We start from the raw sequence: 24836 nt of genomic DNA on the forward strand, positions 1-24836 counted from the left end.
CCCGGTGTCCCTGGCCGTCTTTCCGGTGACTCCGACGGTTACTCGGGTGACCCCGGTGGGCCGTCCGCTGATCCCGGCCGCCACTCCGATGGCCCCGGCCACCTCCCTGGTACCCCCGGCCATCACTCCGGCGAGCCCGGCTGCTTCTCCAGCGACTCCGGTCGGCCGTCCGCTGATCCCGGCCGTCACTCCAGTGACCCCCACCACACCCCTGGTGCCCCGGCTCACCACTCCGACGACTCCGGCCACCACCCCGACGCCCCCGACCGGCCCCCCGCTGATCCCAGCCGCCCTCCCAGCGGCGCCGAAGGCTCCCCGGGTGCCCCCGTCCAACGCCCCGTGCCCCGCCCCGCGGACGCCGCCCGAGAAGCGTTGCGTGCGGCTCGCAAGAGCCAGGCGGAAGCGGCCGCCCGTGAGGTGGAGGCCGTACTCGCGCGTCGGTCGCGGCCCGCCAGCTCGGCCGCGTCCCGGGACCGTACCCGTGCGCGCCGCCCAGCCGCGGGGAACCGGGCGCGTGACGTACGGGAGTTGCTGGCCGACGCGTTCCGGATGCCGGACGAGGCGTCCGCTCCCGCCGACACCGACTCGTCTCCCCGGCCCGACGAAACTCCTGCCCGCAGCGGCACCGCTTCTCCGAACCCGCCGCACGAGCCCCCCGCCCCCACCATCGACACCAACCCTTCACTCACACCCGAAGCCGCCCCGGCACACCTCGACACCGCCCAGCCCCGGCTCACCCCCGGGCACGACACCCCGGCACACCTCGACACCATCGAGCCCCGGCTCACCCCCGGGCACGACACCCCGGCACACCTCGACACCATCGAGCCCCGGCTCACCCCCGGGCACGACACCCCGGCACACCTCGACACCGCCGAGCCCCGACCCACCCCCGGACACGACACCCCCGCGAACACCCCCACCCCCCGCCACCCCAACTCCATGGCCGCCCCCAACCGGGACAACGACCTCCGCCGTACCTTCCCCGCCTTCCCACCCCACGCCTCCCCGGATTCCCCGGACTCCCGGTTCGCCGCCACCTGGTGGGGCAACGCGTGGGTCACCGCGCTGGAAGAGGGCGCGCTGGACGTCAAGCGGCTGGCCCGGGGGCGTGGTTACGCCGAGCAGGGGCATGTGGACGCGATCACCGTGACGCCGGGGCTGGTGCTCGCCTACGTGCAGGGGAGCCGACCGCGCCCGTACCGCGTGCAGGTGCGGCTGCGGACGCTCGGGGACGCGGACTGGGACCGGTTCCTGGACCTCGCCGCCGACCGGACCGGGCACATCGCCGCGCTGCTCGACAAGGAGATGCCCCAGTCGCTGGCCGAGTGCGGAGTGCCGTTGCTCCCGGGCCCCGGCGACCTGGAACCGCAGTGCAGCTGCCCCGACCGCGGTCACCCCTGCAAGCACGCCGCCGCCCTCTGCTACCAGACGGCCCGGCTGCTCGACGCCGACCCGTTCGTGCTGCTCCTGCTCCGCGGCCGGGGCGAGCGCGAGCTGCTCGACGCCCTGTCCCGCCTCAGCGCCGCCCGCGCGGCCCGTGCCGCCCAGGACCAGGAGCCGACGCGGTTCCCCGGAGTGCGGGCCACCGAAGCCCTCGCGGCCCGTCGACTCCCGCCGCTCCCGGCCCCGTTGCCCGCGCCCGCCCACCCCGAGCAGCCCCCGGCGTACCCCGCCTCGCCGGGCGGCCCCGACCCCTTCGCCCTGGACCAGCTGGCCACCGACGCCGCCGCCCGCGCCCACGCCCTGCTCGCCACCGGCCGCGACCCCGTCGGCGAACTCACCCTGTGGCAGGACGCGGTACGCCTCGCCGCCGCCCGCCCCGGCTCCGGACTCACCGCCGGGACCCGCGCCCTCTACGCCTCCCTCGCGGCCGCCACCGACCGCACCCCGGCCGACCTGGCCCGCGCGGTCGCCGCCTGGCGCCAGGGCGGGCTCGAAGGTCTCGCCGTACTCGAAGAGCCGTGGGACCCTCCGGCGGGCCGTTTCGACCGTGCCCGCCCCCTCCTCCTCGCCGCCGACCTCCCCGCCTTCCGCCCCGCGCACAACCGCCTCACCCACCCCCGCGGCCATGTCCAGCTCCGCCTCGGCCGCGACGGCCTCTGGTACGCCTACGAGTCGGAACCGGGCCACGACGACTGGTGGCCCCGCGGCACCCCCGACCTGGACCCGGTCGGCGCCCTCACGGGCCTCGGCACACCGGGCGACCTCTGACCGCCCCGTGCGGACCCCGCAGGCCGCTCCGCCCCCCGTCAGGTGAAGGCGGTGTGAGAGTTCCCCGGTGATGTTCGGGAGCCGGGTACGGGGTCCGGGGTCCCAGGGGCTGGCCGCTCAGAAATGGCGGCTAGCGTGGAGCCGTGAGTGAGACGAAGACCCCCGCCCTCCAGTACCGCTTCGACGGCCCGGAAGACGCCCCGGTCCTCATCCTGGGCCCGTCGCTCGGCACGACATGGCACATGTGGGACCGGCAGGTCCCGGAGCTCGTCAAGCAGTGGCGTGTCTTCCGGTACGACCTGCCGGGACACGGCGGCGCGCACGCCTACCCGGCGGGCTCCGTCCGCGACCTCACCGACCGGCTGCTGGCCACCCTCGACCAGTTCGGGGTGCAGCGCTTCGGCTACGCGGGCTGCGCGCTGGGCGGCGCGGTCGGCATGGAGCTGGCCCTGCGCCACCCGGAGCGGATCGCCTCGCTCGGCCTGATCGCCGCCTCGCCGCGCTTCGGGACGGCCGACGAGTTCCGCCAGCGCGGGGTGATCGTACGGACGAACGGGCTCGACCCCATCGCCCGCACCTCGCCGGAGCGCTGGTTCACCACCGGGTTCGCCGCCGCCCAGCCCGCGATCACCGACTGGGCCGTGCAGATGGTGCGCACCACCGACCCGGGCTGCTACATCGCGGCCTGCGAGGCGCTCGCCGCGTTCGACGTACGGGCGGAACTCGCCGGTGTCACCGTGCCGACCCTGGTCCTCGTCGGCTCCGACGACCAGGTCACCGGACCGGCCGAGGCCCGCACCCTGGTCGCCGGCATCCCGGACGCCCGGCTCGCCGTTGTCCCCGGCGCCTCCCACCTGGTGCCGGTCGAACAGCCGGCGGCCGTCACGGACCTCCTGGTCAGACACTTCTCGACCGCCTGGCAGCCCGCCTTCGACTCGTCCACCGGCCAGACCGCGATCCCGGCGGCACCGGCCAAGGCGGTCCTGACGGCCGCTCCGCCGCAGCCGGTGCCGATCGCCGAGATCGCCCCGGCCGTCCCCGACCCGCAGACGGCGGTCCGCGCCGACCCGTACGACGCCGGCATCAAGGTCCGCCGCGAGGTGCTCGGCGACGCGCACGTCGACCGGGCGCTCGCGCAGGCCGACGAGTTCTCCGGCGACTTCCAGGAGTTCATCACCCGCTACGCCTGGGGCGAGATCTGGGACCGGCCGGGCCTCGACCGCCGCTCCCGCAGTGTCGCCACCCTCACCGCCCTGGTCGCGGGCGGGCACCTGGACGAGCTGGCCTTCCACACCCGGGCCGCCCTGCGCAACGGCCTCACCCCCACCGAGATCAAGGAGGTCCTGCTCCAGGCGGCCGTGTACTGCGGTGTCCCGGCGGCCAACAGCGCGTTCAAGGTGGCCCAGCAGGTCATCCGCGAGGAGACCACGCCCACCGAGTGAGCCCGGCGCCCCGCTCGGCGCCCGCGCGGAGGCAGGATGGGGGGCATGAAGCTCACGAAGATGTCGCACGCCTGTGTCCGCCTGGAGAAGGACGGACAGACACTCGTCCTCGACCCCGGGGCCTTCAGCGAGGAGGACGCCGCCCTTGGCGCCGACGCGATCCTCGTCACCCACGAACACCCCGACCACTTCAGCGAGGAACGCCTGCGGACGGCCCTGGACGCCAACCCGGCCGCCGAGATCTGGACCCTGAAGTCGGTCGCCGACAAGATCGGGACGGCCTTCCCGGGCCGCGTGCACACCGTCGGCCACGGCGACACCTTCACCGCCGCCGGCTTCGACGTCCAGGTCCACGGCGAACTCCACGCGGTGATCCACCCCGACATCCCGCGCATCACCAACGTCGGCTATCTGATCGACGGCGGCCGCGTCTTCCACCCCGGCGACGCCCTCACCGTCCCCGGGAACGCCGTCGAGACGCTGATGCTCCCCGTCATGGCCCCCTGGAGCAAGATCTCCGAAGTCATCGACTACGTCCGCGAGGTGAAGCCCCAGCGCGCCTACGACATCCACGACGCCCTCCTCACCGACCTCGCCCGCCCGATCTACGACAACCAGATCGGCGCCCTCGGCGGCGCCGAGCACCTGCGTCTGGCGCCGGGGGAGAGCACGGCTCTGTGAGTGTCAGTGCCGCCTAGTAGGTTGTGAGGCATGCGCATCGCGACCTGGAACGTCAACTCGATCACCGCCCGTCTCCCGAGGCTGCTGGCCTGGCTGGAGAGCACCGGCACCGATGTGCTGTGCCTCCAGGAGGCCAAGCTCGCCGAGGAGCAGTTCCCCTTCGACCAGCTCCGCGAGGCGGGCTACGAGTCGGCGGTCAACGCGACCGGCCGGTGGAACGGCGTGGCGGTGATCTCCCGGGTCGGCCTGGAGAACGTGGTCAAGGGCCTGGCCGGCGACCCCGGTTACGACGGCGCCCCGGAACCCCGCGCGATCTCCGCGACCTGCGGCCCGGTCCGCGTCTGGTCGGTCTATGTGCCCAACGGCCGCGAGGTCGACCACCCGCACTACGCCTACAAGCTCCAGTGGTTCGAGGCCCTCAAGGCCGCCGTCGCGGGCGACGCCGCGGGCAGCAGGCCCTTCGCGGTCCTGGGCGACTACAACGTGGCACCGACGGACGACGACGTCTACGACGTGGCCGCCTTCGAGGGCCTCACCCACGTCACCCCGGCCGAGCGCGCCGCCCTCACCTCCCTGCGCGAGGCGGGCCTGTCCGACGTCGTCCCGCGGCCCCTGAAGTACGACCACCCGTACACCTACTGGGACTACCGCCAGCTCGCCTTCCCCAAGAACCGCGGCATGCGCATCGACCTGGTGTACGGCAACGAACCGTTCGCGAAGGCCGTCACCGACGCCTACGTCGACCGCGAGGAGCGCAAGGGCAAGGGCGCCTCGGACCACGCGCCCGTGGTGGTCGACCTGGAGGTGTAGCCGCCGGTCACGGCACGAGCGCGGCCAGGTCCACCGACCCGGCCAGCGCGGCGAGCCCCTTGTCGCCGGGGTGCAGATGGTCGCCGCTGTCGTACGCCGGCAGCATGCGTGAGGGGTCGGCCGGGTCGCGCACCACGGCGTCGAAGTCCAGGACGCCGTCGAACACATCGGTGTCCCGGATCCAGTCGTTGACCGCGACCCGCTCGGCGTCGACGGCGGCCGTGCAGCGGGCCTCGCCGCCGCACGGCACGATCGTCGCCGCGAGCATCCGCAGCCCGCGCGCGTGTCCCCGCTCGGCCAGCTCCCTCAGTCCCGCGACGACCTCCCGCGCCGAGGTGCCCCACCGCACGTCGTTGACGCCCTGGAACACCACCGCCGTACGCGCCGAGGTCTGCGCGAGGACGTCCCGGTCGAACCGGTGCAGCGCGCTCACCCCGGAGGTGACCGTGGAGACCCCGTCCCCCGGATACCGGTCGCTGACCACACGGTTCCCGGAGATCCCCTGGTTGAGCACCCCGTAGTGCGGGACCACATGCTGGGCCCGCAGCCGGGCGCCGAGCACGTCGGGCCACCGCCGGTTCGCGTCCACCGTGGACTTGTCCCCGTCGGTGATCGAGTCCCCGAGCAGCACCACCGACCCCGGCCCGCCGCCCACATCCACCCCGGTCAGCAGCGGCCAGCCGGTCAGGACCGAGGTGTACGCCGCCGAGGAGCCGTCCGCCGTGTGGTCGCCCGGGACACTGAGGTACGACCGCTGCTGCGCGAGCGCGTGCACGGGAGCCGCCGCCACCGGGCCGGGCAGATGGAGGCTGACCAGCAGCCCGGTGTCCGCGGGCACCACGAAGGCGAGCGGATCGCTGAACACCTGCGTCCCGGCCGGGATGTCGATGCCGGAGGCACCCCCGAACGACACCGCCACCGGCGCCTCCCGGGCCGTGGCGCCCCGGTCCTGCACCGCCACCGTCACCCGGCCGAGCCGTACCGGCGCCGCCGCGAAGGTGTTGTCGAACCGCAGCCGCACCCGGGGCCCGCCCACCGAGGTGTGCACCACCAGCCGCAGCGTCCGGTCGGTCCACGGCCCGACCGCCGGGTGCCCGGAGGTGGCGGTCGCCCAACTCCCGGTCCAGTCCGGCGCGTCGGCCCGCACGGACACCGCGAACACATGCAGGTCGGTCGCCCGCGGCAGCCGTACCGAAGTCACCTCACGGCCCGGCGCGAGCGGCACCGTGACGACGTACAGCCGCGCCCTCTCGGCGAGTTGGCCCCCGGGCGTGTTCACGTGCGGCAGCGCCACCGCCTTCGTGGCGAGCGGGCCGCGGCGCCAGTCGGGGGCCGTCAGCCGGTACTCCGAGCGGTCGCCGTCGGCGTACGACACCGTGCCCGTGCCGCCGGCCTCCTCGCCGCCGGTGCCCGCCACCAGGAAGGCGAGCGCGTCGCCGCGGCCGCCCACCCGGACGTTCTGCCCGTCGGCCCGTACGTTGTCCGGGGCCCCCGGCGCCCGGTCCGGCAGGGTCAGGCGCGCGCCCTGCACGGTGAGGGCGCGGCCCGGTGTCCAGCCCGCGGCGGTGAGGTCCCGGGCCGACAGCGAGGCGCCTTTGCCGTCGAAGTCCGCGTCACCGGGGCGTTCGTCGTCGCTGACCGCGGAGTTGTCGAACAGCCGCTCCAGCGGGAGCGGTTCGCGCCGCTCGTGGTGGACGGACGCCTTCGCGGGCGCGGCGGACGCGGTGCAGCCCGGCACCAGCGCCGCGCACAGCGCGAGGACCGCCGCACCACCTCGGACACGTCGGTGCACAGACGGCTCCTGCGGCTCGTGGGGGACGAAACGTGCATCGCGAAGCTAAGGAGACGACGACGGCACGTCAACGCGCCATGCGTGAACTCGGCGTGAATCAGCCGGGAAACGGCGGCCCGCGCGCCTGTGGTGCGGGCGGTGGGGGGAATGACACGCTGGGCGTATGAAGATCCCTTTTCTGGGCGGCCGGAGTGAGAAGTCCGGGACCCGCGACCCCGAGGGCATCGCCGAACTCCTCTCCGAGTGCGAGCTGCTGCGCTCGCACGCGTCGCGTTCGGGTGTCCGACTCGACGACACGGCGGCCTCGTTGGAGGCGCTCGACCAGATGGTCCCGCGCTGGCGTGACGACGAGGACGTCCTGCTCTGGCTCGGCAACGACGCCGGGCTCTATCTCGGCACGGTGATCGTGCGGACCGTCCCCGGGGCGGCCTGGGACCTGCGGCCGGACGGGCAGCCCGTGATCCGGCTGGAGTCCGGCCGTGAGTTCGACGTCGTGGCCTCGGGGCACGAGTGGGCCGCGAGCGGCGTCCCCGAGCTGTCGCAGCTCTACGCGGAGGTCGCGGAAGAGTGAATCCCTGGCCGACACTTCGGCGTAAATACGGCTAATGCCCGAAAAGTGCGTGTCGTTCCTTAAGTGCGATCTTGCCTCGATAGGTTGCGGCAACCACGACACAGCTGAGAGTGAGTAGGGCTGGGCATGGCCGTCCTCGATCCGTTGATCGAACTGCGTGACGTCAACAAGTACTACGGAGAGCTGCATGTCCTCCAGGACATCGACCTCACCGTCGGCAAGGGGGAGGTGGTCGTGGTCATCGGCCCTTCGGGGTCGGGCAAGTCCACGCTCTGCAGGACGATCAACCGCCTGGAGACCATCAAGTCCGGTTCCATCACGCTCGACGGACAGCCCCTGCCCGAGGAGGGCAAGGCCCTCGCGAAGCTCCGTGCCGAGGTCGGCATGGTCTTCCAGTCCTTCAACCTCTTCGCCCACAAGACGGTTCTCCAGAACGTCTCGCTGGCCCAGGTGAAGGTCCGCAAGCGCAAGAAGGACCAGGCCGACCGGCGCTCCCGCGAACTCCTCGACCGAGTGGGCCTCGCCGACCAGGCCGACAAGTATCCGGCCCAGCTCTCCGGCGGCCAGCAGCAGCGTGTGGCCATCGCCCGTGCCCTCGCCATGGAGCCCAAGGCCCTGCTGTTCGACGAGCCGACCTCCGCCCTCGACCCGGAGATGATCAACGAGGTTCTGGAGGTCATGCGTCAACTGGCCCAGGAGGGCATGACCATGGTCGTCGTCACCCACGAGATGGGCTTCGCCCGGTCGGCCGCCCACCGCGTGGTGTTCATGGCCGACGGCCGGATCGTCGAGGACCGCGCGCCCGACGACTTCTTCACCCACCCGGACAGCGAGCGCGCCAGGGACTTCCTCTCCAAGATCCTCAAGCACTGAGAGGGGCGACGGCCATGCCCACGAGCCTCGACTACGATGGTCCGTTCATCCCCACGGTGATGGCGACCGAGCCCCCAGGGACGCTGCTGCCGGGTGGGGGTCCCCCCACGGCCCTTGAACCGTAGGGGGCAGCAGTCACAGAGCCATACCCGCCCGGCGCCGGCCGGAGATCACTGCTCGCGCAGCGGAATCGACACGTACGACGGGTCGTTCGCCGGCGAGGAGAAGGTCAGCTGAGCGCCGGACGGGTTGTGCTCGATGTAGAGCGGGTCGACCGTGTCGACCACCAGGGCCAGACGGTGCCCTGCCGGGACGTCGTAGGCCGTGGAGAACAACTCCAGGTCCACGGCGAACGGCTTCCCGGGCGTCCGCCCGTGGAAGGTGTACGGCGCGTTGGAGACCAGCTTGCCGAGGCCGAGCGGCCCCACGTCGTACAGGTAGGCGACGAGGGTGCCGCTCTCCTTGGTAGGAGTGACGGTGGTGTGCAACTTCGCGGTACCGCGCACCTGTTGGGCGCTCGCGTACTTCTCCGACTGCCATACGGCGGCCCAGCGGCGGGGGAGCAGGGGGATCGAGGCGACCGGGGGAGCCTGGGCGAGCTGGTCGAGGATGCTGGACAGGAAGACGATCCCGCCGTCCGCGCCCGAGTCGACGTTGGTGTGGATCGTGGTGGTGCCGGACAAGGCGATCTTCTTCGTGGTCGCGCCGACCGACTTCCAGTCGGGGTAGCCCTCGTAGCCGCCCGTGGAACGGGACTTGAGCTGGACCGGCTGCTCGCGGTCGATGCCGTTGTCCGCGCCCTTGAGGTAGTGGTCGAACCAGCGCCCGGTGTCCGTCCACACGTCGTTGGGCAGACCGAACAGGCCGGTCAGTTCGGCGGTGGCGTGGTCGCCGGGGCGGAACTCCAGTCTCTTCGGGCCGGTCAGCTTCTCGTAGAAGTCGGCGTACTGGTTGGGCGGGAAGATCGTGTCGCCCCAGGCGTTGGCCATCATGACCGCGGCGCCGTTCTGGTTCAACTGATCCACATATGTGGCGGCCGAACGTTTCTTCCCCCAATCGATCATGTCCTGTTCCTTCGTCAGGTTCGACGCGTAGAAGTCGTCGAAGATCTGCCGGAGTTCGGCGCTCTGGCGGCCGGTGACGAGGCTCGCGCCGTCGAGGAGCGCGGTGGCCTGGACGTGCTGGGTGCGGCCGGAGTAGATCGAGTCGATCAGGTCGGCCCAGCCGCTGAGGGCGGCGACGGCCTTGACGCGCTTGTCCTTCGCGGCGGTGAGCAGGCTGATGCCGGCGCCGTAGGAGACGCCCGCCATGCCGATGTGCCGGTCGTCCGCGGGGGTGTTGGCGAGCGCCCAGTCGATGACCTTGGAGGCGTCGGCCGTGTCGGGAGGGCCCGCCACTTCTATCTCCCCGCCCGACTGCCAGAACCCCCGGACGTTGTAACTGACCACGATGTAGCCGGAGTTCGCGAGCTTCTGGGCCTGGGCGAGGTACTCGACCTGGGGCAGGCCCCAGCTCGTGGGCAGGACGAGGAGCGGGTAGCGCCGCGTGCCGTCGGCTCCGGCGGGCGTGACGACGTTCGCCTTGAGGACGGTGCCGCCGTCACCGGCGATGTCGACGAAGCGGACGGCGTCGGCAGCCTGGGCAGTGGGGGTGAGCCCGAGGGCGCTACCGGCGATCAGAGTCGCGGAGACGGCGCCCACGGTGGTCGTACGCAGGGCCTTGCGAGGGTGTCCCACGGGTCACTCCCTACTCGTGTCAATGCAAAGTGACCAGACGGTAACCTCGGCGCTTTACCGGAGGTAACCCGTCGGTAAGTTACGTGGGAGTAACGATTGTTGTGGTGTGAATCAATTCAGGAGGCGCGGTGTGAGTTCGGTGCGGCCGAGGGCGTCGGCAGCGGCGCCTGGGCCGCGCGGGTCACGTCCGCGACGAGTTCGGCGACATCGGGGCCGTACGCGTGCGAGTTGACCACCTTCAGCAGGAGGACGAACGGACTGCCCCCGTACTTGCGGGCCAGCCGCTCGTGGTTGCGTGCCAGATAGCGGGTCGCGGCCTGGTTGGTGATCGCGGTCTGGCCGCAGAACAGGAACACGGGCCGGCTCAGGCCGGGCTGCCCGGCGGTGAGGCGGGCCAGCAGGACGTACTCGGAGAGCCCCTTCTCCAGGCGGTAGCGCTCGCTGCCTATCTGGTACGTCATCCGGACCGGGCCAGGTTCCGAGGAGTCGATGTTCACGTGCACCCCGGGCAGCATGGCGCTCATGTGCGCCATCATGCGGCGGTTCGACGACGGGCCGCCGACGCAGAACTCCGTGCGCTCCCCGAAGCCCTGCCGGGCCACGTCCTGGGCCACCACGTCGGCGTGCGCGCCGCAGTCCTTGATGAGGGCCGAGAGTTCGAGCAGGGCGAACACGTCGTAGCGGTGCACCGCGAGATCGGTGCCGCCGGCGTCCCGGTTGACGACCAGCAGCGACTCGGAGTTGTCCGGCAGCCCGAAGAAGGCCTGCTTGCGGCGGAGCTTGCGCTTCCACAGGTACGTCCGGGCGAGCCAGCCGAGCGCGGCGCTGATGCCGGCGGCGGCCACGCCCAGGACGATGTTGCGCACGTCGTCATTCATGTGCGCGCATGCTAGCGGTCGAACGCAAACCCGTGTTCGAAGTCGGCCTCTTGCGCTCCTGACGAGGGCATGACGATGGAATAGGCTGCGCGAACGGCCCTTCAGTGGAGGTACGGATGCGTCGCCCAGTCGCGCGGAAACTCTCGGTCCTGGCGGTCTCGGCCGCCGTGGTGTCGGTCGGAGCGGCAGCCCCGCCGCAGGCCGCCCCGACACCCAGGAAAGTCCCCGTGGCCGTCGGCTACGGCGGCGCGGTCGCCAGTGTCGACGCGGACGCGTCCGCCGCCGGCATCGAGGTCCTGAGAAAGGGCGGCAACGCGGTCGACGCGGCCGTCGCCACCGCCGCGGCCCTCGGGGTCACCGAGCCGTACTCCTCCGGCGTCGGCGGAGGCGGCTACTTCGTCTACTACGACGCCAAGTCCCGTACGGTCCACACCATCGACGGCCGGGAGACGGCACCGCTGACCGCGGACTCCGACCTGTTCGTCGAGAACGGCAAGCCGCTCGCCTTCGCCGACGCCGTCACCAGCGGACTGAGCGTCGGCACACCCGGAACGCCTGCCACCTGGGCCACGGCCCTGGACAGGTGGGGCAGCAGATCCCTCGGCAACGTGCTCAAGCCCGCCGAGCGGATCGCCCGCGACGGGTTCACGGTCGACGACACCTTCCGCTCGCAGACCGCGTCCAACGAGACACGGTTCCGGTACTTCCCGGACACCGCGAAGCTCTTCCTGCCCGGCGGGCAGCTCCCAGTCGTCGGATCGACCTTCAAGAACCCCGATCTCGCCCGCACCTACGCGGAGTTGGGCCGCAAGGGCGTCGGCGCGATCTACCGCGGCGACCTCGGCGACGACATCGTCGATACCGTGAACAACCCGCCGGTCGACCCCGGTTCGGGCTGGAACGCGCGGCCGGGGAAGCTCTCCGGGAAGGACCTCGCCGCGTATCGGGCCAAGCTCCAGAAGCCCACGAAGACCTCCTACCGGGGGCTCGGCGTCTACTCCATCGCGCCCTCCTCCTCCGGCGGCACGACGGTCGGCGAGGCCCTCAACATCCTTGAGAACACCGACCTTTCGAAGGCCAGTGAGGTGCAGTACCTGCACCGCTACATCGAGGCCAGCCGGATCGCGTTCGCGGACCGGGGGCGCTGGGTCGGCGACCCCGCCTTCGAGGACGTACCGACCAAGGGGCTGCTGTCCCAGCGGTTCGCCGACTCGCGGGCCTGTCTGATCAAGGACGACGCGGTGCTCACGAGTCCGGTGGCGCCGGGGGATCCGCGCAAGCCCGCGGACTGCTCGGCGGGCGGGACGGCGGCTCCGACGACGTACGAGGGCGAGAACACCACGCATCTGACGGTGGCCGACAAGTGGGGGAACGTCGTCTCCTACACGCTGACCATCGAGCAGACCGGGGGGAGCGGGATCACCGTCCCGGGGCGGGGGTTCATCCTCAACAACGAGCTGACGGACTTCTCGTTCAGCCCGGCCAACCCCGCCGTGCACGACCCGAACCTGCCCGGTCCCGGTAAGCGGCCCCGGTCCTCGATCTCGCCGACGATCGTGCTCGACAAGCACGACAAGCCGGTCGTGGCGCTGGGTTCGCCCGGTGGGGCGACGATCATCACCACCGTGCTCCAGGTGCTGACCGAGTTCGTGGACCGCGGGCTGCCGCTGGTGGACGCGATCGCGGCACCTCGGGCGAGTCAGCGCAATGCGGCGCAGACCGAGTTGGAGCCGGGGCTGTACGACAGTGCTCTGAAGGCGAAGCTGGAGGCCATCGGGCACTCGTTCAAGCTGAATCCCGAGATCGGGGCGGCGACCGGGGTGCAGCGGCTGCCCAATGGGAAGTGGCTCGCTGCTGCCGAGACCGTTCGGCGGGGTGGGGGGTCCGCGCAAGTGGTGTACCCCGCGCCGTAGTTGTCCGCGGGCGCGCGGGGGCTGGTCGCGCAGCTCCCCGCGCCCCTGGCGGCCTCACCTGAACGTCAGCTCGCCTGCTGCCGCGTCAACCGTCACCCGGCCGCCTTCTGTGACGGTGCCGTCCAGGAGCAGGCGGGACAGGTGGTTGTCGACCTCCCGCTGGATCGTGCGGCGCAACGGCCGGGCGCCGTACTCCGGTTGACAGCCGCGTTCCGCCAGCCAGTCGACGGCGCTGTCGGTGAAGTCGACCGTGACGCCCTGGGCGTGGAGCAGGCGGCGGGTGCTCTCCAGCAACAGCCTGGTGATCTCCCGTAGTTGCTCCGCCGAGAGCTGCCGGAAGACGACGATCTCGTCGATGCGGTTCAGGAACTCCGGGCGGAAGTGGTCGCGCAGCGGGCGCAGGATCTGTTCGCGCCGGGCCTCCTCGTCCGACCGGGCGCCGAAGCCGATGCCCGCGCCCTTTCGCGTGACCGCCTCCGAGCCCAGGTTGCTCGTCATCACGATCACCGTGTTGGTGAAGTCGACCGTGCGGCCCTGGGAGTCGGTGAGGCGGCCGTCGTCGAGGACCTGGAGGAGGATGTTGAAGACGTCCGGGTGGGCCTTCTCCACCTCGTCCAGGAGCAGCAGCGAGTAGGGGTGCCTGCGGATCGCCTCGGTGAGCTGGCCCGCCTCCTCGTGGCCGACGTACCCGGGCGGGGCGCCGACCAGGCGGCTGACCGTGTGCCGTTCCTGGTACTCGCTCATGTCGAGGCGGACCATGCGCTCCTCGTCGCCGAAGAGGGACTCGGCGAGCGCGCGGGCCAGTTCGGTCTTGCCGACGCCGGTCGGGCCGAGGAAGAGGAAGCTGCCGATCGGGCGGTCCGGGCTCGCGAGGCCCGCGCGGGAGCGCAGCACGGCGTCCGAGACGACCCGGACGGCCTCGTCCTGGCCCACGACCCGCCGGTGCAGATGCTCCTCCAGCCCCAGCAGACGGTCCTTCTCCGCCTCGGTGAGGCTGCTGACCGGGATGCCGGTCAGCCGGGACACGACCTCGGCGACCGCCTCGGCCGTCACCTCCAGGTGCTGACCCTCGTCGGCCTCGCCGTCCCCGGCCGCCTGACCGATCCGCTGCTTCAACTCGGCTATCTTGTCCCGGAGTTGGGTGGCCTGCTCGTACTGCTCGTCCGCGACGGCCTGGTCCTTGTCCCGGCTCAGCCGGTCGACCTCGTGCTCAAGCGCCCGTACGTCCGTGCCCTTGGTCCGCGCCCGCAGCCGTACCCGCGCTCCCGCCTGGTCGATGAGGTCGATCGCCTTGTCCGGCAGCCGGCGGTCGGTGACATAGCGGTCCGAGAGCCGTACGGCGGCCATCAGCGCCTCGTCGGTGTAACGGACCTGGTGGTGGGCCTCGTAGCGGTCGCGCAGACCGCGCAGGATCTCGATCGTGTCGTCGGTCGTGGGCTCCGGGACCAGGACGGGCTGGAAGCGGCGGGCCAGGGCCGCGTCCTTCTCGATCCTGCGGAACTCCTCCAGAGTGGTCGCGCCCACGATGTGCAACTCGCCTCGGGCCAGGGCCGGTTTGAGGATGTTGCCGGCGTCCGTCGAGCCGCCGCCCTCGCCGCCCCCACCCGCGCCGACGACGGTGTGCAGCTCGTCGATGAAGACGATCAGCCGGGCGGAGTTGTCGCGGATCTCGCCGACGATGCCGGTCAGCCGCTCCTCGAAGTCGCCCCGGTAGCGGGTGCCCGCGACCACCCCGGTCAGGTCGAGGGCGAACACCCGCCGCCCGATGAGCACGTCGGGGACGTCGCCGTCGACGATCCGCTGGGCCAGGCCCTCCACGATCGCCGTCTTGCCGACGCCCGCGTCACCGATGAGCACCGGGTTGTTCTTGCCGCGCCGGGACAGCACCTCGACGGTCTGCTCGATCTCCTCGTCCCGTCCGATCACCGGGTCGATTCGGCCCTGCCGGGCCAGCTCGGTGAGGTCGCGGCCGTACTTGTCCAGGGTGGGCGTGCCCGTGTCGCGGGGGGCCTCACCGAGGGGCCGGCCGGCGTCGGACGCGGCCCCGGGAGGCATCCCGGTCGGGGCGAACAGGGCTGAGTTCAGGATGTGCCCGGCCGCCGAGTCAGGGTTCGCGGCCAGGGCGCTCAGGACGTGCTCCGGGCCGATGTGACCGGCGCCGCGGGACCGGGCCAGGTCGTGCGCGTCCAGCAGGGCCCGCTTGGCGGCCGGGGTCAGGGACAGCGAGGTCGGCGGCGGCGCCTCCTCGGGCTGGTGCCGTACGGGTCCCGAGCGCTCGTCGATCTCCGAGGCGAGCGAGTCGGGGTCGGCGCCGGCCCGGCTCAGCAGGGTCCGGGTCGGCTCGGCGGCGAGCGCGGCTCGCAGCAGGTGCTGGGTGTCCAGGTCCCGGCTGCCGTGCTCGGCGGCGTACTGCGCGGCGCCCCGCACCAGCTCCCGGGCCGGCCGGCTCAGCAGCTGGCCGATGTTGATCTGCCGGGGGCCCGGGCGCGGCCCGCCGAAGAAGCGGGCGAGGAACTCTCCGAAGGCGTCATAGCTCTCCGGACCGCTGAATCCGCTGGTCATGGCGTTCCCATCCGGCATCCCCGCGCGGGCCGGGGACGCCCTCGCTGATCGACGTGCCGGGGTCGGGTAACCCGGGTGCCAGCCGGTTACACCTTCGCACGGATGGGGGAGTGGAGCACTTTCAGTGAGCGTGCTTCCAGTGAGCGCCGGGCGGGACGAGGTGAACGTGGACCTCCGGGTGCCGGTTCTGAACAGCCCCGTCCGGCTCCCCGACCCGGGAGGCCGGCTCAGCGAGCCGTCAGGACCCGGGGCCCGGCGTCCGTGATCGCCACCGTGTGCTCGGCGTGCGCCGCCCGTGAGCCGTCGTTCGTCTTCAGGGTCCAGCCGTCCGGCGCCTCGTGGTACCCGTCCGTGCCGCCGCCGATGAGCATCGGCTCGATCGCGAGGGCCATGCCGTGCCGCAGCCGGAGACCGCGTCCCGGGCGCCCCTCGTTCGGCACCGGCGGGTCCTCGTGCATGTGGCGGCCGATGCCGTGTCCGCCGAAGCCCTCCGGGATGCCGTAGCCGCCGTCCCGGCACACCGTGCCGATCGCGTGCGCGATGTCCCCGATGCGGTTGCCCACGACCGCCGCCTCGATACCGGCCGCGAGCGCCCGCTCGGCGGTCTCGATCAGCCGTGTGTCGGCCGCGCGCGCCCTGCCGACCGTGAAGCTGATCGCCGAGTCGCCCGCCCAGCCGCCGAGTTGGGCCCCGCAGTCGATGGAGACGAGGTCGCCGTCGCGCAGCCGGTACGCGGTCGGGATGCCGTGCACGATCGCGTCGTTGACCGACGCGCAGATGACGGCCGGGAACGGGGTCGGCGCGAAGGACGGCCGGTACCCGAGGAACGGCGAGCCCGCACCCGCCTCGCGCAGCACCTCCCGCGCCACCTCGTCCAGCTCCAGCAGGGAAACGCCCACGTCAGCGGCTTTGTGTACGGCGGTCAGGGCGCGCCCGACCACCTGTCCGGCCTCGTGCATGGCATCGATCGATGTGTCCGTCTTCAGCTCCACCATGCCAATTACTATACCGGTATTAGAATGGGGTCATGGTGCGCACCCCTCTCACCCCAGAAGAACGCGAACGCGGCGAGCGGCTCGGCCTACTGCTCCGTGAGGCACGCGGCGGCCGCAGCATGACCGAGGTCGCGGCGAGCGCCGGGATCTCCGCGGAGACCCTCCGGAAGATCGAGACCGGGCGGGCTCCGACGCCGGCCTTCTTCACGGTCGCCGCGCTCGCCAGGGCCCTCGGACTGTCCATGGACGAACTGGCCGGACTCTGCGAGATGGCGCGCCTGTGACGGGAGTTCGCGCACCGGTCGGGACCGCGCCATGAGACTCCTGCTGCTGCTTTGAAAACTTGCTGTAGCCCGTTCGTAACACTGCTGGTGTTGCCTTACGGACCGTAGTGCTCCGGTCTAACGGGAGTTGAGCGATGGCAGTGGATCAACTCCCGGGCCGGGTGCGGGAGTTCATGGCCTGTCTGGAGGGCGTGCTGGCCCGTCTGGATCAGGGTGGCGGCTGGTGCAGGGTGTTCTGGCAGCGCGACCCGGACGGGATGCGGGCCTGCCTCGACGGACGCGAGGTGCCGCCCTGGGACGTGGTCGAGGCGCTCCTCCAGGACCTCGCCGTCGAATACGGTCCCGAGGCGGCCCGCGCAGAGGCGGAACGGGTCCGGCCGCTGCACGCCGCCGCCCAGTCCGCCCACGACGACCGCCCCGGCGGCCGGGACGCCCTCGGCGACCGCTTCGACGTCATGCTCCGCGAACAGCGCTACGCCATGGAACGCCAGGCCGAACTCGGCCGCCTGCTGGCCTCCGCCACCACCCGGGAGGAGGCCGACGCCCTCCGCCTCGACCTCGCCTGGGCCCGCGACGACCACGAACGCGCGACCCGCCGCTGCGCCGAACTCCAGGCCCGGATGGCCGAGTTGGACCAACGGGTGCGGGGCGGCCGGGCGTCGGAGACACGGCGGGGGCAGGGCGCGGACGGGACCTACGGGGGCGTCTCGTACGGGCCTGATCTTCGCGCGACCGGCACACCCGCCGCCGACCCCCGCGCGACCGGCACACCCGCCGCCGAGCCCCGCGCGACCGGCACACCCGCTGCCGACCCCCGCGCGAGCGGCACACCCGCCGCCGAGCCCCGCGGACCCGGCGCGCACCGGGCCGCGGACCCGCGCGAGAGCACCCCCGACACCGACCGCTTCCCGAACCTGCCCCGGCAGCGCGACACCCGCACGGCCGACGTACCGGAGACCCCACGGGAACCCGCCCCCGCACCCCCGGCGCCGGAGGCCCCCGCCCCCAAACCCCGCAAGCGCCGCCGCGGCAGCGCCCGGTTCGCCGGGATGGCCGAGGAGGAGGGCGCCCCCGTCGTCGTACCCCCGACAAGCGGACCCGATCTGCCCGCCGCACCCGTGGCGAAGGGGCGGAGCCCGCGCGGGGCCCGGTTCGCGGGGGCCGGGGCGGCGCCGAAAGCGCGGTCGGAGCGGTCGGCCGAGCCGGTGGACGCGGTGGACGCGGTCGCGCGGCGGGAGACCGCCGACACGGTCGAGCCGCTGGTCCGGCTGCGCGCGGAGGGCCGTACCGGCGAGGCGCACGTACTGCTCGTCGAGGTGGCCCACTGGCCCGCCGACCGGTTCCCGCTGCTCGCGGCGGAACTCCAGCGGGCCGGGCTCGGCGCCGATTGGGCGACCCTGCTGTGGGAGGCCGCCTCGCTGCCCGCCGACCGGCTCGTGGCCGCCGCCGACGCGCTGGCCGCGGCCGGGCGGGCCGGGGACGGGGAGCAGGTGCTGCGCCAGGGCGTCGCACGGCCCGCCGCCGAGATCGGCGAGGCGGTGCTCGCGCTGATCGCCGAGGGCCGCCGCCGTGAGGTGAACGCCCTCCTCGACGCCTACGTCCGTGTCCGCGCCCCCGAGGAGGCCGCCCGCAGCGCCGAACCCGGCCCGCGGACCCTCGTGCCCCTCCTGCTGGCGGCCGCGCGGGGCGTCTCGGACCAGCGGCACTGGGATCTGGTGCACGCCCTGCGGGTCGCCGGGTTCTCGGCCTGACAGGTGCACCGCAAATCCGGCGGCCGGCCGTGTCACTCGTCCAGTGGGGTGCGAAACACGATCGACTCCGCGGGTTGACGACGATGGTCTTGGCAAGCCTCTCCAGGAGGCTTACGTTCGTGCCTCTACGGCCTTCATCTACGGGCGTAGAGGCTCTGCGTCCCGCCGAAGGAGCAGCTCATGGCCAATGTCGTACGTGCCGCTCTGGTCCAGGCCACCTGGACCGGCGACACCGAGTCCATGGTGGCGAAACACGAGGAGCACGCCCGCGAGGCGGCCCGACAGGGCGCGAGGATCATCGGGTTCCAGGAAGTGTTCAACGCCCCCTACTTCTGCCAGGTCCAGGAACCCGAGCACTACCGCTGGGCCGAGCCGGTGCCCGACGGCCCCACCACCACGCGGATGCAGGAACTCGCACGCGAGACCGGCATGGTGATCGTGGTGCCGGTGTTCGAGGTCGAGCAGTCCGGCTTCTACTACAACACCGCGGTCGTGATCGACGCAGACGGCACCGTCCTCGGCAAGTACCGCAAGCACCACATCCCGCAGGTCAAGGGCTTCTGGGAGAAGTACTACTTCAAGCCCGGCAACCTCGGCTGGCCGGTCTTCGACACCGCGGTCGGCAGGATCGGCGTCTACATCTGCTACGACCGCCACTTCCCGGAGGGCTGGCGGCAGTTGGGCCTCAACGGAGCCCAGCTCGTCTACAACCCGTCGGCCACCCACCGGGGCCTGTCCTCCTACCTGTGGCGCCTGGAGCAGCCCGCCGCGGCCGTCGCCAACGAGTACTTCGTCGCCGCCATCAACCGGGTCGGCGTCGAGGAGTACGGCGACAACGACTTCTACGGGACGTCGTACTTCGTCGACCCGCGAGGACAGTTCGTGGGGGACACGGCGAGCGACAAGGAGGAGGAACTGGTCGTCCGGGACCTCGACTTCGACCTCATCGACGAGGTACGGCAGCAGTGGGCGTTCTACCGCGACCGCCGTCCCGACGCCTACGAAGGGCTGGTGCAGCCGTGACCAAGGACCTGCTGGGCCGACACCGGGCCGTCCTGCCCGACTGGCTCGCCCTCTACTACGAGGACCCGCTGGAGATCACGCACGGCGAGGGCCGCCATGTGTGGGACGCCGAGGGCAACAAGTACCTCGACTTCTTCGGCGGCATCCTCACCACGATGACCGCGCACGCCCTGCCCGAGGTCACCAAGGCGGTGAGCGAACAGGCCGGGAGGATCATCCACTCGTCCACTCTGTACCTCAACCGGCCGATGGTCGAAATGGCCGAGAGGATCAGCCAGTTGTCCGGCATCCCGGACGCGCGGGTCTTCTTCACCACCTCCGGCACCGAGGCCAACGACACCGCCCTGCTGCTCGCCACGACCTACCGCCGCAGCAACACGATCCTGGCGATGCGCAACAGCTACCACGGCCGCTCCTTCAGCGCGGTCGGCATCACCGGCAACCGCGGCTGGTCGCCCACCTCGCTGTCCCCGCTCCAGACGCTGTACGTCCACGGCGGCGTCCGCACCCGCGGCCCGTACGCGGCTCTGAGCGACGACGACTTCATCGCGGCCTGCGTCGACGACCTGAAGGACCTCCTCGGCCACACCCGCCCGCCCGCCGCCCTGATCGCCGAGCCGATCCAGGGCGTCGGCGGCTTCACCTCCCCGCCCGACGGCCTCTACGCCACCTTCCGCGACGTACTCCACGAGCACGGCATCCTGTGGATCGCCGACGAGGTGCAGACCGGCTGGGGCCGTACCGGCGACCACTTCTGGGGCTGGCAGGCACACGACCGGAGCGGCCCGCCGGACATCCTCACCTTCGCCAAGGGCATCGGCAACGGCATGTCCATCGGCGGGGTCGTGGCCCGCGCCGAGATCATGAACTGCCTGGACTCCCACAGCATTTCGACGTTCGGCGGCACTCAGATCACCATGGCGGCGGGGCTCGCCAACCTGTCCTATCTCCTGGAGCACGACCTCCAGGGCAACGCCCGGCGCGTCGGCGGACTGCTCATCGAGCGGCTGCGGGCCGTCGCCGCGCAGGTCCCGGGCGTACGGGAGGTGCGCGGGCGGGGGCTCATGCTCGGCGTAGAACTCGTCAAGCCCGGCACCGACGAGGCCGACCCGCAGGCCGCGTCCGCCGTGCTGGAGGTCGCCCGCGCCGAAGGGCTGCTGCTCGGCAAGGGCGGCGGGCACAGCACCAGCGCGCTCAGGATCGCCCCGCCGCTGTCCCTGACCGTCGCGGAGGCCGAAGAGGGCGCCGCGATCCTCGAACACGCTCTGAGGAGCACCATCCAGTAGGTCCACAGCAAGGGAACACCGTCATGAGCACCACCTTGGAGCCCCTGGAGTCCTTGGAGCCGACCCTGTCGGTCCGTCAGGTCCTCATGCTGGAACGGGTCCTGGCCGGGGAGCCCGAGGTGGTGGCCGGTGCGAGCCAGCTCGACCGGGCCGTGCGCTGGGTGCACGTGGCCGAGGCCGCCGACGTCGGGGTGATGCTCAGCGGCGGTGAAATGGTCCTCACCACCGGGGTGTTGCTGGCCGGTGACGACGGCAAGCAGGCCGAGTACATCCAGTCCCTGCACCGCGCGGAGGCCGCGGCCGTGGTCCTCGGACTCGGCCGCGCCTTCCCGGCCCCGCCGGACGTGATGCGCCGGGCGGCCGAGCGGTGCGGGCTGCCGATGGTGGTCCTGCACCGCCCCTTCCCCTTCGCGGAGTTGACCGAGGAGGTCCAAGCCCGGCTCGTGCGGCGGAAGTTCGCCGCCGTCAGCATGTCCGAGGCCGTCCGCACCACGCTCACCGCGCTCATCACCGCGGACGCCCCGCTCCAGCACCTGCTCGACGAGATCGCCCACCACAGCGGCTGCCCCGTCGTCGTCACCAACCTCGCCCACCGCGTCCTCGCCACCGCGGGGGAGCGGTCCGCGGTGGACGACGTGCTGCGCGACTGGGAGCGCATCGCCCGCCAGGCCGGAGGCAGCGAGGGCGACGGCTGGATCCGCGCCGAACTGGTCGGACGCGGGGAGCGCTGGGGCCAGATCATGCTCTGCGGCTACCGGGGTGACACGGCCACGGGACGGCTCCTCGCCGACCGCGCCGCCGAGGCCCTCGTCCTGCACCGCATGCTCGGCGGCACCTCCGCCCACACCTGGGAGGAGCAGTCCGCCCAGAGCCTGCTCACCGACCTGGTCAGCGGGGTCGTACCGGCCCGGCAGCTGCTGCCCCGCGCCCGGGCCGCCGGACTGCCCGTGAACCGGCGCACCTTCGTGCCGCTCGTCGTACGGGACGGCGACCCCGCCGAACTCGACCGGGTGCTACGGCTGTTGGGGCTGTCCGGCATCGTCGCCGAACTCGCCGACGGGGCCACCGCCGTACTGCTGAGCCTGGCCCGGGACCAGGACGCCGCCGTCCTCACGGCCAACTTCGCGGCCCGGCTGACGAGGACCGCCGTGGCCGCCGCGGACCCGAGGACCGCCTGGGACGACGTACCGGCGGGGCTGCGGGAGGCCCAGCACGTCGCCGACGCCGTCGCGGACTCGGCACCGGCCCTCGACCTGCCTCCCGTGGTGCGGCTCAAGGACGTCCATCTGCGCGGCCTGATACGGCTGTTGCGTGACGACCCGCATGTGCAGTCCTTCGCGGAACGCGAGCTGGACGGACTGCTGTGCGGCTCCGGTTCCGGTTCCGCGGACGATCTGCTCGCCGTGCTGCGCACCTACCTCGCCACCGGCCGCAACAAGTCCCGCACCGCCCAGCTCCACCACGTCTCCCGCCCCGCGCTCTACCGGCGGCTGGAGGCGATCCAGAGCCGGCTCGGCGTCGACCTCGACGACTTCGAGCAGGCCGCCTCGGTGCACATCGCGCTCCTCGCGCACGACGCGCAACAGGGCTGAAACATGCCACGACCTGGGAAAACGGCGGTGAAACATGCGCTCACGACAGGGTGACACCGTGGCACGCCCAGGCCCCTCAGACGTGACACGCTGCAACTCAAAGCCGGTTTTCGGACTTCCTACGCTTCTCGCACACCGAGCGACCGGAGGTCCCGATGAGCAGAGTGATTCGTGCCGCCCTCTTCCAGACCGCGTGGACGGGCGACAAGGAGTCGATGATCCAGGTACACGAGCAGGCGGCCCGGGACGCGGCCGCGCAGGGTGCTCAGGTCCTGTGCTTCCAGGAGCTGTTCTACGGGCCGTACTTCTGCCAGGTCCAGGACAAGGCGTTCTACGAGTACGCCGAGCAGATCCCGGACGGGCCCATCGTCAAGCGATTCCAGGCGCTGGCCAAGGAGTTGGGCATCGTCCTGATCCTGCCGATGTACGAGGAGGAGCAGCCCGGCGTCCTCTACAACACCGCCGCCGTGATCGACGCGGACGGCTCGTACCTCGGCAAGTACCGCAAGCACCACATCCCCCAAGTGCCCGGATTCTGGGAGAAGTTCTACTTCCGCCCCGGCAACCTGGGATGGCCGATCTTCGACACCAAGGTCGGGAGGATCGGTGTGTACATCTGCTACGACCGCCACTTCCCGGAGGGCTGGCGGGCGTTGGGCCTCGCGGGTGCCGAGATCGTCTTCAACCCGTCGGCCACCTCGCGCGGACTGTCCGCCTACCTCTGGCAGTTGGAGCAGCCGGCCGCGGCCGTCGCCAACGAGTACTTCGTCGGCGCGATCAACCGGGTGGGCGTGGAGGAGCTGGGCGACAACGACTTCTACGGGACGACCTACTTCGTCGACCCGGAGGCGCAGTTCGTGGGCGAGGTCGCCTCGGACAAGGAGACCGAACTCGTCGTCCGCGACCTGGACATGGCCAAGCTCAGGGAGGTCCGCGACCGCTGGCAGTTCTACCGCGACCGCCGTCCCGACGCCTACCCGCCGCTGACCGCACCCTGACCGAACCGACCACCCTGGCAGGAGAGGGAACATGAGCAGCCGTACCGTCATCAGCGGTGGTCTCGTCATCACCGCGTCCGACGAGATCCACGCAGACGTGCTGATCGAGGACGGCCGCATCGCCGCCCTCGCCGTGCCCGGTACCCAGAGCTGGACCGCGGACCGCACGATCGACGCCACCGGGAAGTACGTCATCCCCGGTGGCGTCGACGCCCACACCCACATGGAGCTGCCCTTCGGCGGCACCTTCGCCTCCGACACCTTCGAGACCGGCACCCGGGCCGCCGCCTGGGGCGGTACGACCACCATCGTCGACTTCGCGGTGCAGAGCGTGGGCCACTCCCTGCGCGAGGGCCTGGACGCCTGGCATGCCAAGGCCGAGGGCAACTGCGCCATCGACTACGGCTTCCACATGATCGTCTCCGATGTGAACCAGGAGACGCTCAAGGAGATGGACCTGCTGGTGGAGGAAGGAGTCACCTCCTTCAAGCAGTTCATGGCCTACCCCGGCGTCTTCTACTCCGACGACGGCCAGATCCTGCGCGCCATGCAGCGCTCCGCCGAGAACGGCGGCCTGATCATGATGCACGCCGAGAACGGCATCGCGATCGACGTGCTGGTAGAGCAGGCGCTGGCGCGCGGCGAGACCGATCCGCGCTATCACGGTGAAGTGCGGAAGGCCTTGCTGGAGGCCGAGGCCACGCACCGCGCCATCAAGCTCGCGCAGGTCGCCGGCGCGCCCCTGTACGTCGTGCACGTCTCGGCCATGGAGGCAGTGGCCGAGCTGGCACGCGCGCGTGACGAGGGGCTCAACGTCTTCGGCGAGACCTGTCCGCAGTACCTGTTCCTGTCCACGGACAACCTCGCCGAGCCCGACTTCGAGGGCTCCAAGTACGTGTGCAGCACGCCCTTGAGGCCCCGCGAACACCAGGCCAAGCTGTGGCAGGGGCTGCGCACCAACGACCTCCAGGTCGTCTCCACCGACCACTGCCCCTTCTGCTTCACGGGCCAGAAGGAGCTCGGCCGGGGCGACTTCTCGAAGATCCCCAACGGCCTCCCCGGCGTCGAGAACCGGATGGACCTGCTCCACCAGGGAGTCGTCGACGGACACATCTCGCGCCGCCGCTGGATCGAGATTGCCTGCGCCACCCCGGCCCGGATGTTCGGCATGTACCCGAAGAAGGGCACGATCGCCCCGGGCGCCGACGCGGACGTCGTGATCTACGACCCGAACGCCGAGCAGGTCCTGTCCGTGGACACCCACCACATGAACGTCGACTACTCGGCCTACGAGGGCAAGCGCATCACCGGCCGGGTCGAGACGGTCCTCTCGCGCGGCGAACTCGTCATCACCGAGCGGGAGTACACCGGGCACGCCGGACACGGCGCCTACACCCCCCGCTCCACCTGTCAGTACCTCAACTAGGAGTGGCGC

Annotated in this window: 19 protein-coding genes; 14 read left to right on the forward strand and 5 right to left on the reverse strand. The window is 71.7% G+C overall.

Features of this window, described 5'->3' with window-relative positions; genetic code table 11:
• Positions 1–372: 372 nt before the first annotated feature.
• The 4 genes from G3I78_RS03550 to G3I78_RS03565 all read left to right on the forward strand — a co-directional run bounded on the left by G3I78_RS03550 (position 373) and on the right by G3I78_RS03565 (position 5147).
• A complete protein-coding gene (locus G3I78_RS03550; RefSeq protein ID WP_239157584.1) occupies positions 373–2214 on the forward strand; it encodes an SWIM zinc finger family protein in 1842 nt (613 codons plus the stop codon).
• A gap of 143 nt (positions 2215–2357) precedes the next feature.
• A complete protein-coding gene (gene pcaC / locus G3I78_RS03555) occupies positions 2358–3656 on the forward strand; it encodes a 4-carboxymuconolactone decarboxylase (protein ID WP_164421227.1) in 1299 nt (432 codons plus the stop codon).
• Positions 3657–3701: 45 nt separating this feature from the next.
• Complete coding sequence (locus G3I78_RS03560; protein ID WP_164421228.1) at positions 3702–4337, forward strand: MBL fold metallo-hydrolase; 636 nt, start codon at positions 3702–3704, stop codon at positions 4335–4337.
• A gap of 30 nt (positions 4338–4367) precedes the next feature.
• The gene (locus tag G3I78_RS03565) at positions 4368–5147 is read left to right on the forward strand and encodes an exodeoxyribonuclease III (protein WP_164421229.1); all 780 of its coding nucleotides are present in this window, start codon (positions 4368–4370) and stop codon (positions 5145–5147) included.
• A gap of 7 nt (positions 5148–5154) precedes the next feature.
• On the opposite strand, the gene G3I78_RS03570 is transcribed toward G3I78_RS03565, so the two are convergent.
• A complete protein-coding gene (locus tag G3I78_RS03570; RefSeq protein WP_164421230.1) occupies positions 5155–6939 on the reverse strand; it encodes an SGNH/GDSL hydrolase family protein in 1785 nt (594 codons plus the stop codon).
• Between the two features lie 163 nt (positions 6940–7102).
• Here G3I78_RS03570 and G3I78_RS03575 point away from each other — a divergent pair, with 163 nt between their 5' ends.
• Both G3I78_RS03575 and G3I78_RS03580 read left to right on the forward strand, forming a co-directional pair.
• Positions 7103–7510 carry a DUF6278 family protein gene (locus tag G3I78_RS03575; RefSeq protein WP_164421231.1) on the forward strand — a complete coding sequence of 136 codons (408 nt, stop codon included), beginning with the start codon at positions 7103–7105 and terminating at the stop codon, positions 7508–7510.
• Positions 7511–7636: 126 nt separating this feature from the next.
• The gene (locus tag G3I78_RS03580; protein WP_164421232.1) at positions 7637–8383 is read left to right on the forward strand and encodes an amino acid ABC transporter ATP-binding protein; all 747 of its coding nucleotides are present in this window, start codon (positions 7637–7639) and stop codon (positions 8381–8383) included.
• A gap of 170 nt (positions 8384–8553) precedes the next feature.
• On the opposite strand, the gene G3I78_RS03585 is transcribed toward G3I78_RS03580, so the two are convergent.
• Entirely contained in the window at positions 8554–10119 is a 1566-nt protein-coding gene (locus tag G3I78_RS03585; protein ID WP_164421233.1) for a CocE/NonD family hydrolase, read from the reverse strand.
• A 116-nt stretch (positions 10120–10235) separates the two neighbouring features.
• Positions 10236–10997 carry a hypothetical protein gene (locus G3I78_RS03590; protein WP_164421234.1) on the reverse strand — a complete coding sequence of 254 codons (762 nt, stop codon included), beginning with the start codon at positions 10995–10997 and terminating at the stop codon, positions 10236–10238.
• A 116-nt stretch (positions 10998–11113) separates the two neighbouring features.
• Between G3I78_RS03590 and ggt the strand changes: the two genes are divergently transcribed.
• Positions 11114–12910, forward strand: a complete 1797-nt coding sequence (gene ggt, locus G3I78_RS03595) for a gamma-glutamyltransferase (RefSeq protein ID WP_164421235.1) — start codon at positions 11114–11116, stop codon at positions 12908–12910.
• Between the two features lie 54 nt (positions 12911–12964).
• Here ggt and G3I78_RS03600 read toward each other — a convergent pair whose 3' ends face one another.
• Together G3I78_RS03600 and map are read right to left on the reverse strand one after the other, a co-directional pair.
• Positions 12965–15472, reverse strand: a complete 2508-nt coding sequence (locus tag G3I78_RS03600) for an ATP-dependent Clp protease ATP-binding subunit (RefSeq protein ID WP_164421236.1) — start codon at positions 15470–15472, stop codon at positions 12965–12967.
• A gap of 227 nt (positions 15473–15699) precedes the next feature.
• A complete protein-coding gene (map, locus tag G3I78_RS03605) occupies positions 15700–16467 on the reverse strand; it encodes a type I methionyl aminopeptidase (RefSeq protein ID WP_164421237.1) in 768 nt (255 codons plus the stop codon).
• Between the two features lie 32 nt (positions 16468–16499).
• Between map and G3I78_RS03610 the strand changes: the two genes are divergently transcribed.
• The 7 genes from G3I78_RS03610 (at position 16500) to hydA (ending at position 24827) form a co-directional block, all read left to right on the forward strand.
• A complete protein-coding gene (locus G3I78_RS03610; protein WP_164421238.1) occupies positions 16500–16751 on the forward strand; it encodes a helix-turn-helix transcriptional regulator in 252 nt (83 codons plus the stop codon).
• A 134-nt stretch (positions 16752–16885) separates the two neighbouring features.
• Positions 16886–18502, forward strand: a complete 1617-nt coding sequence (locus G3I78_RS03615; protein WP_164421239.1) for a hypothetical protein — start codon at positions 16886–16888, stop codon at positions 18500–18502.
• A 180-nt stretch (positions 18503–18682) separates the two neighbouring features.
• Positions 18683–19525, forward strand: coding sequence for a nitrilase-related carbon-nitrogen hydrolase (locus tag G3I78_RS03620; protein ID WP_164421240.1), 843 nt, complete (start codon positions 18683–18685; stop codon positions 19523–19525).
• Entirely contained in the window at positions 19522–20811 is a 1290-nt protein-coding gene (locus tag G3I78_RS03625) for an aspartate aminotransferase family protein (RefSeq protein ID WP_164421241.1), read from the forward strand. The genes G3I78_RS03620 and G3I78_RS03625 overlap by 4 nt, the downstream gene beginning before the upstream one ends.
• A 23-nt stretch (positions 20812–20834) precedes the next feature.
• Positions 20835–22403, forward strand: a complete 1569-nt coding sequence (locus tag G3I78_RS03630) for a PucR family transcriptional regulator (RefSeq protein ID WP_164421242.1) — start codon at positions 20835–20837, stop codon at positions 22401–22403.
• 155 nt (positions 22404–22558) lie between these two features.
• Complete coding sequence (locus tag G3I78_RS03635; RefSeq protein WP_164421243.1) at positions 22559–23401, forward strand: nitrilase-related carbon-nitrogen hydrolase; 843 nt, start codon at positions 22559–22561, stop codon at positions 23399–23401.
• A 31-nt stretch (positions 23402–23432) separates the two neighbouring features.
• Positions 23433–24827 (forward strand): dihydropyrimidinase, encoded by a 1395-nt coding sequence (gene hydA, locus G3I78_RS03640; protein WP_164421244.1) that lies wholly within the window; start codon positions 23433–23435, stop codon positions 24825–24827.
• The last annotated feature ends 9 nt before the right edge of the window (positions 24828–24836 follow it).

Origin of the sequence: Streptomyces sp. SID13726 (assembly GCF_010548375.1) — a bacterium.
Taxonomy (GTDB): domain Bacteria; phylum Actinomycetota; class Actinomycetes; order Streptomycetales; family Streptomycetaceae; genus Streptomyces.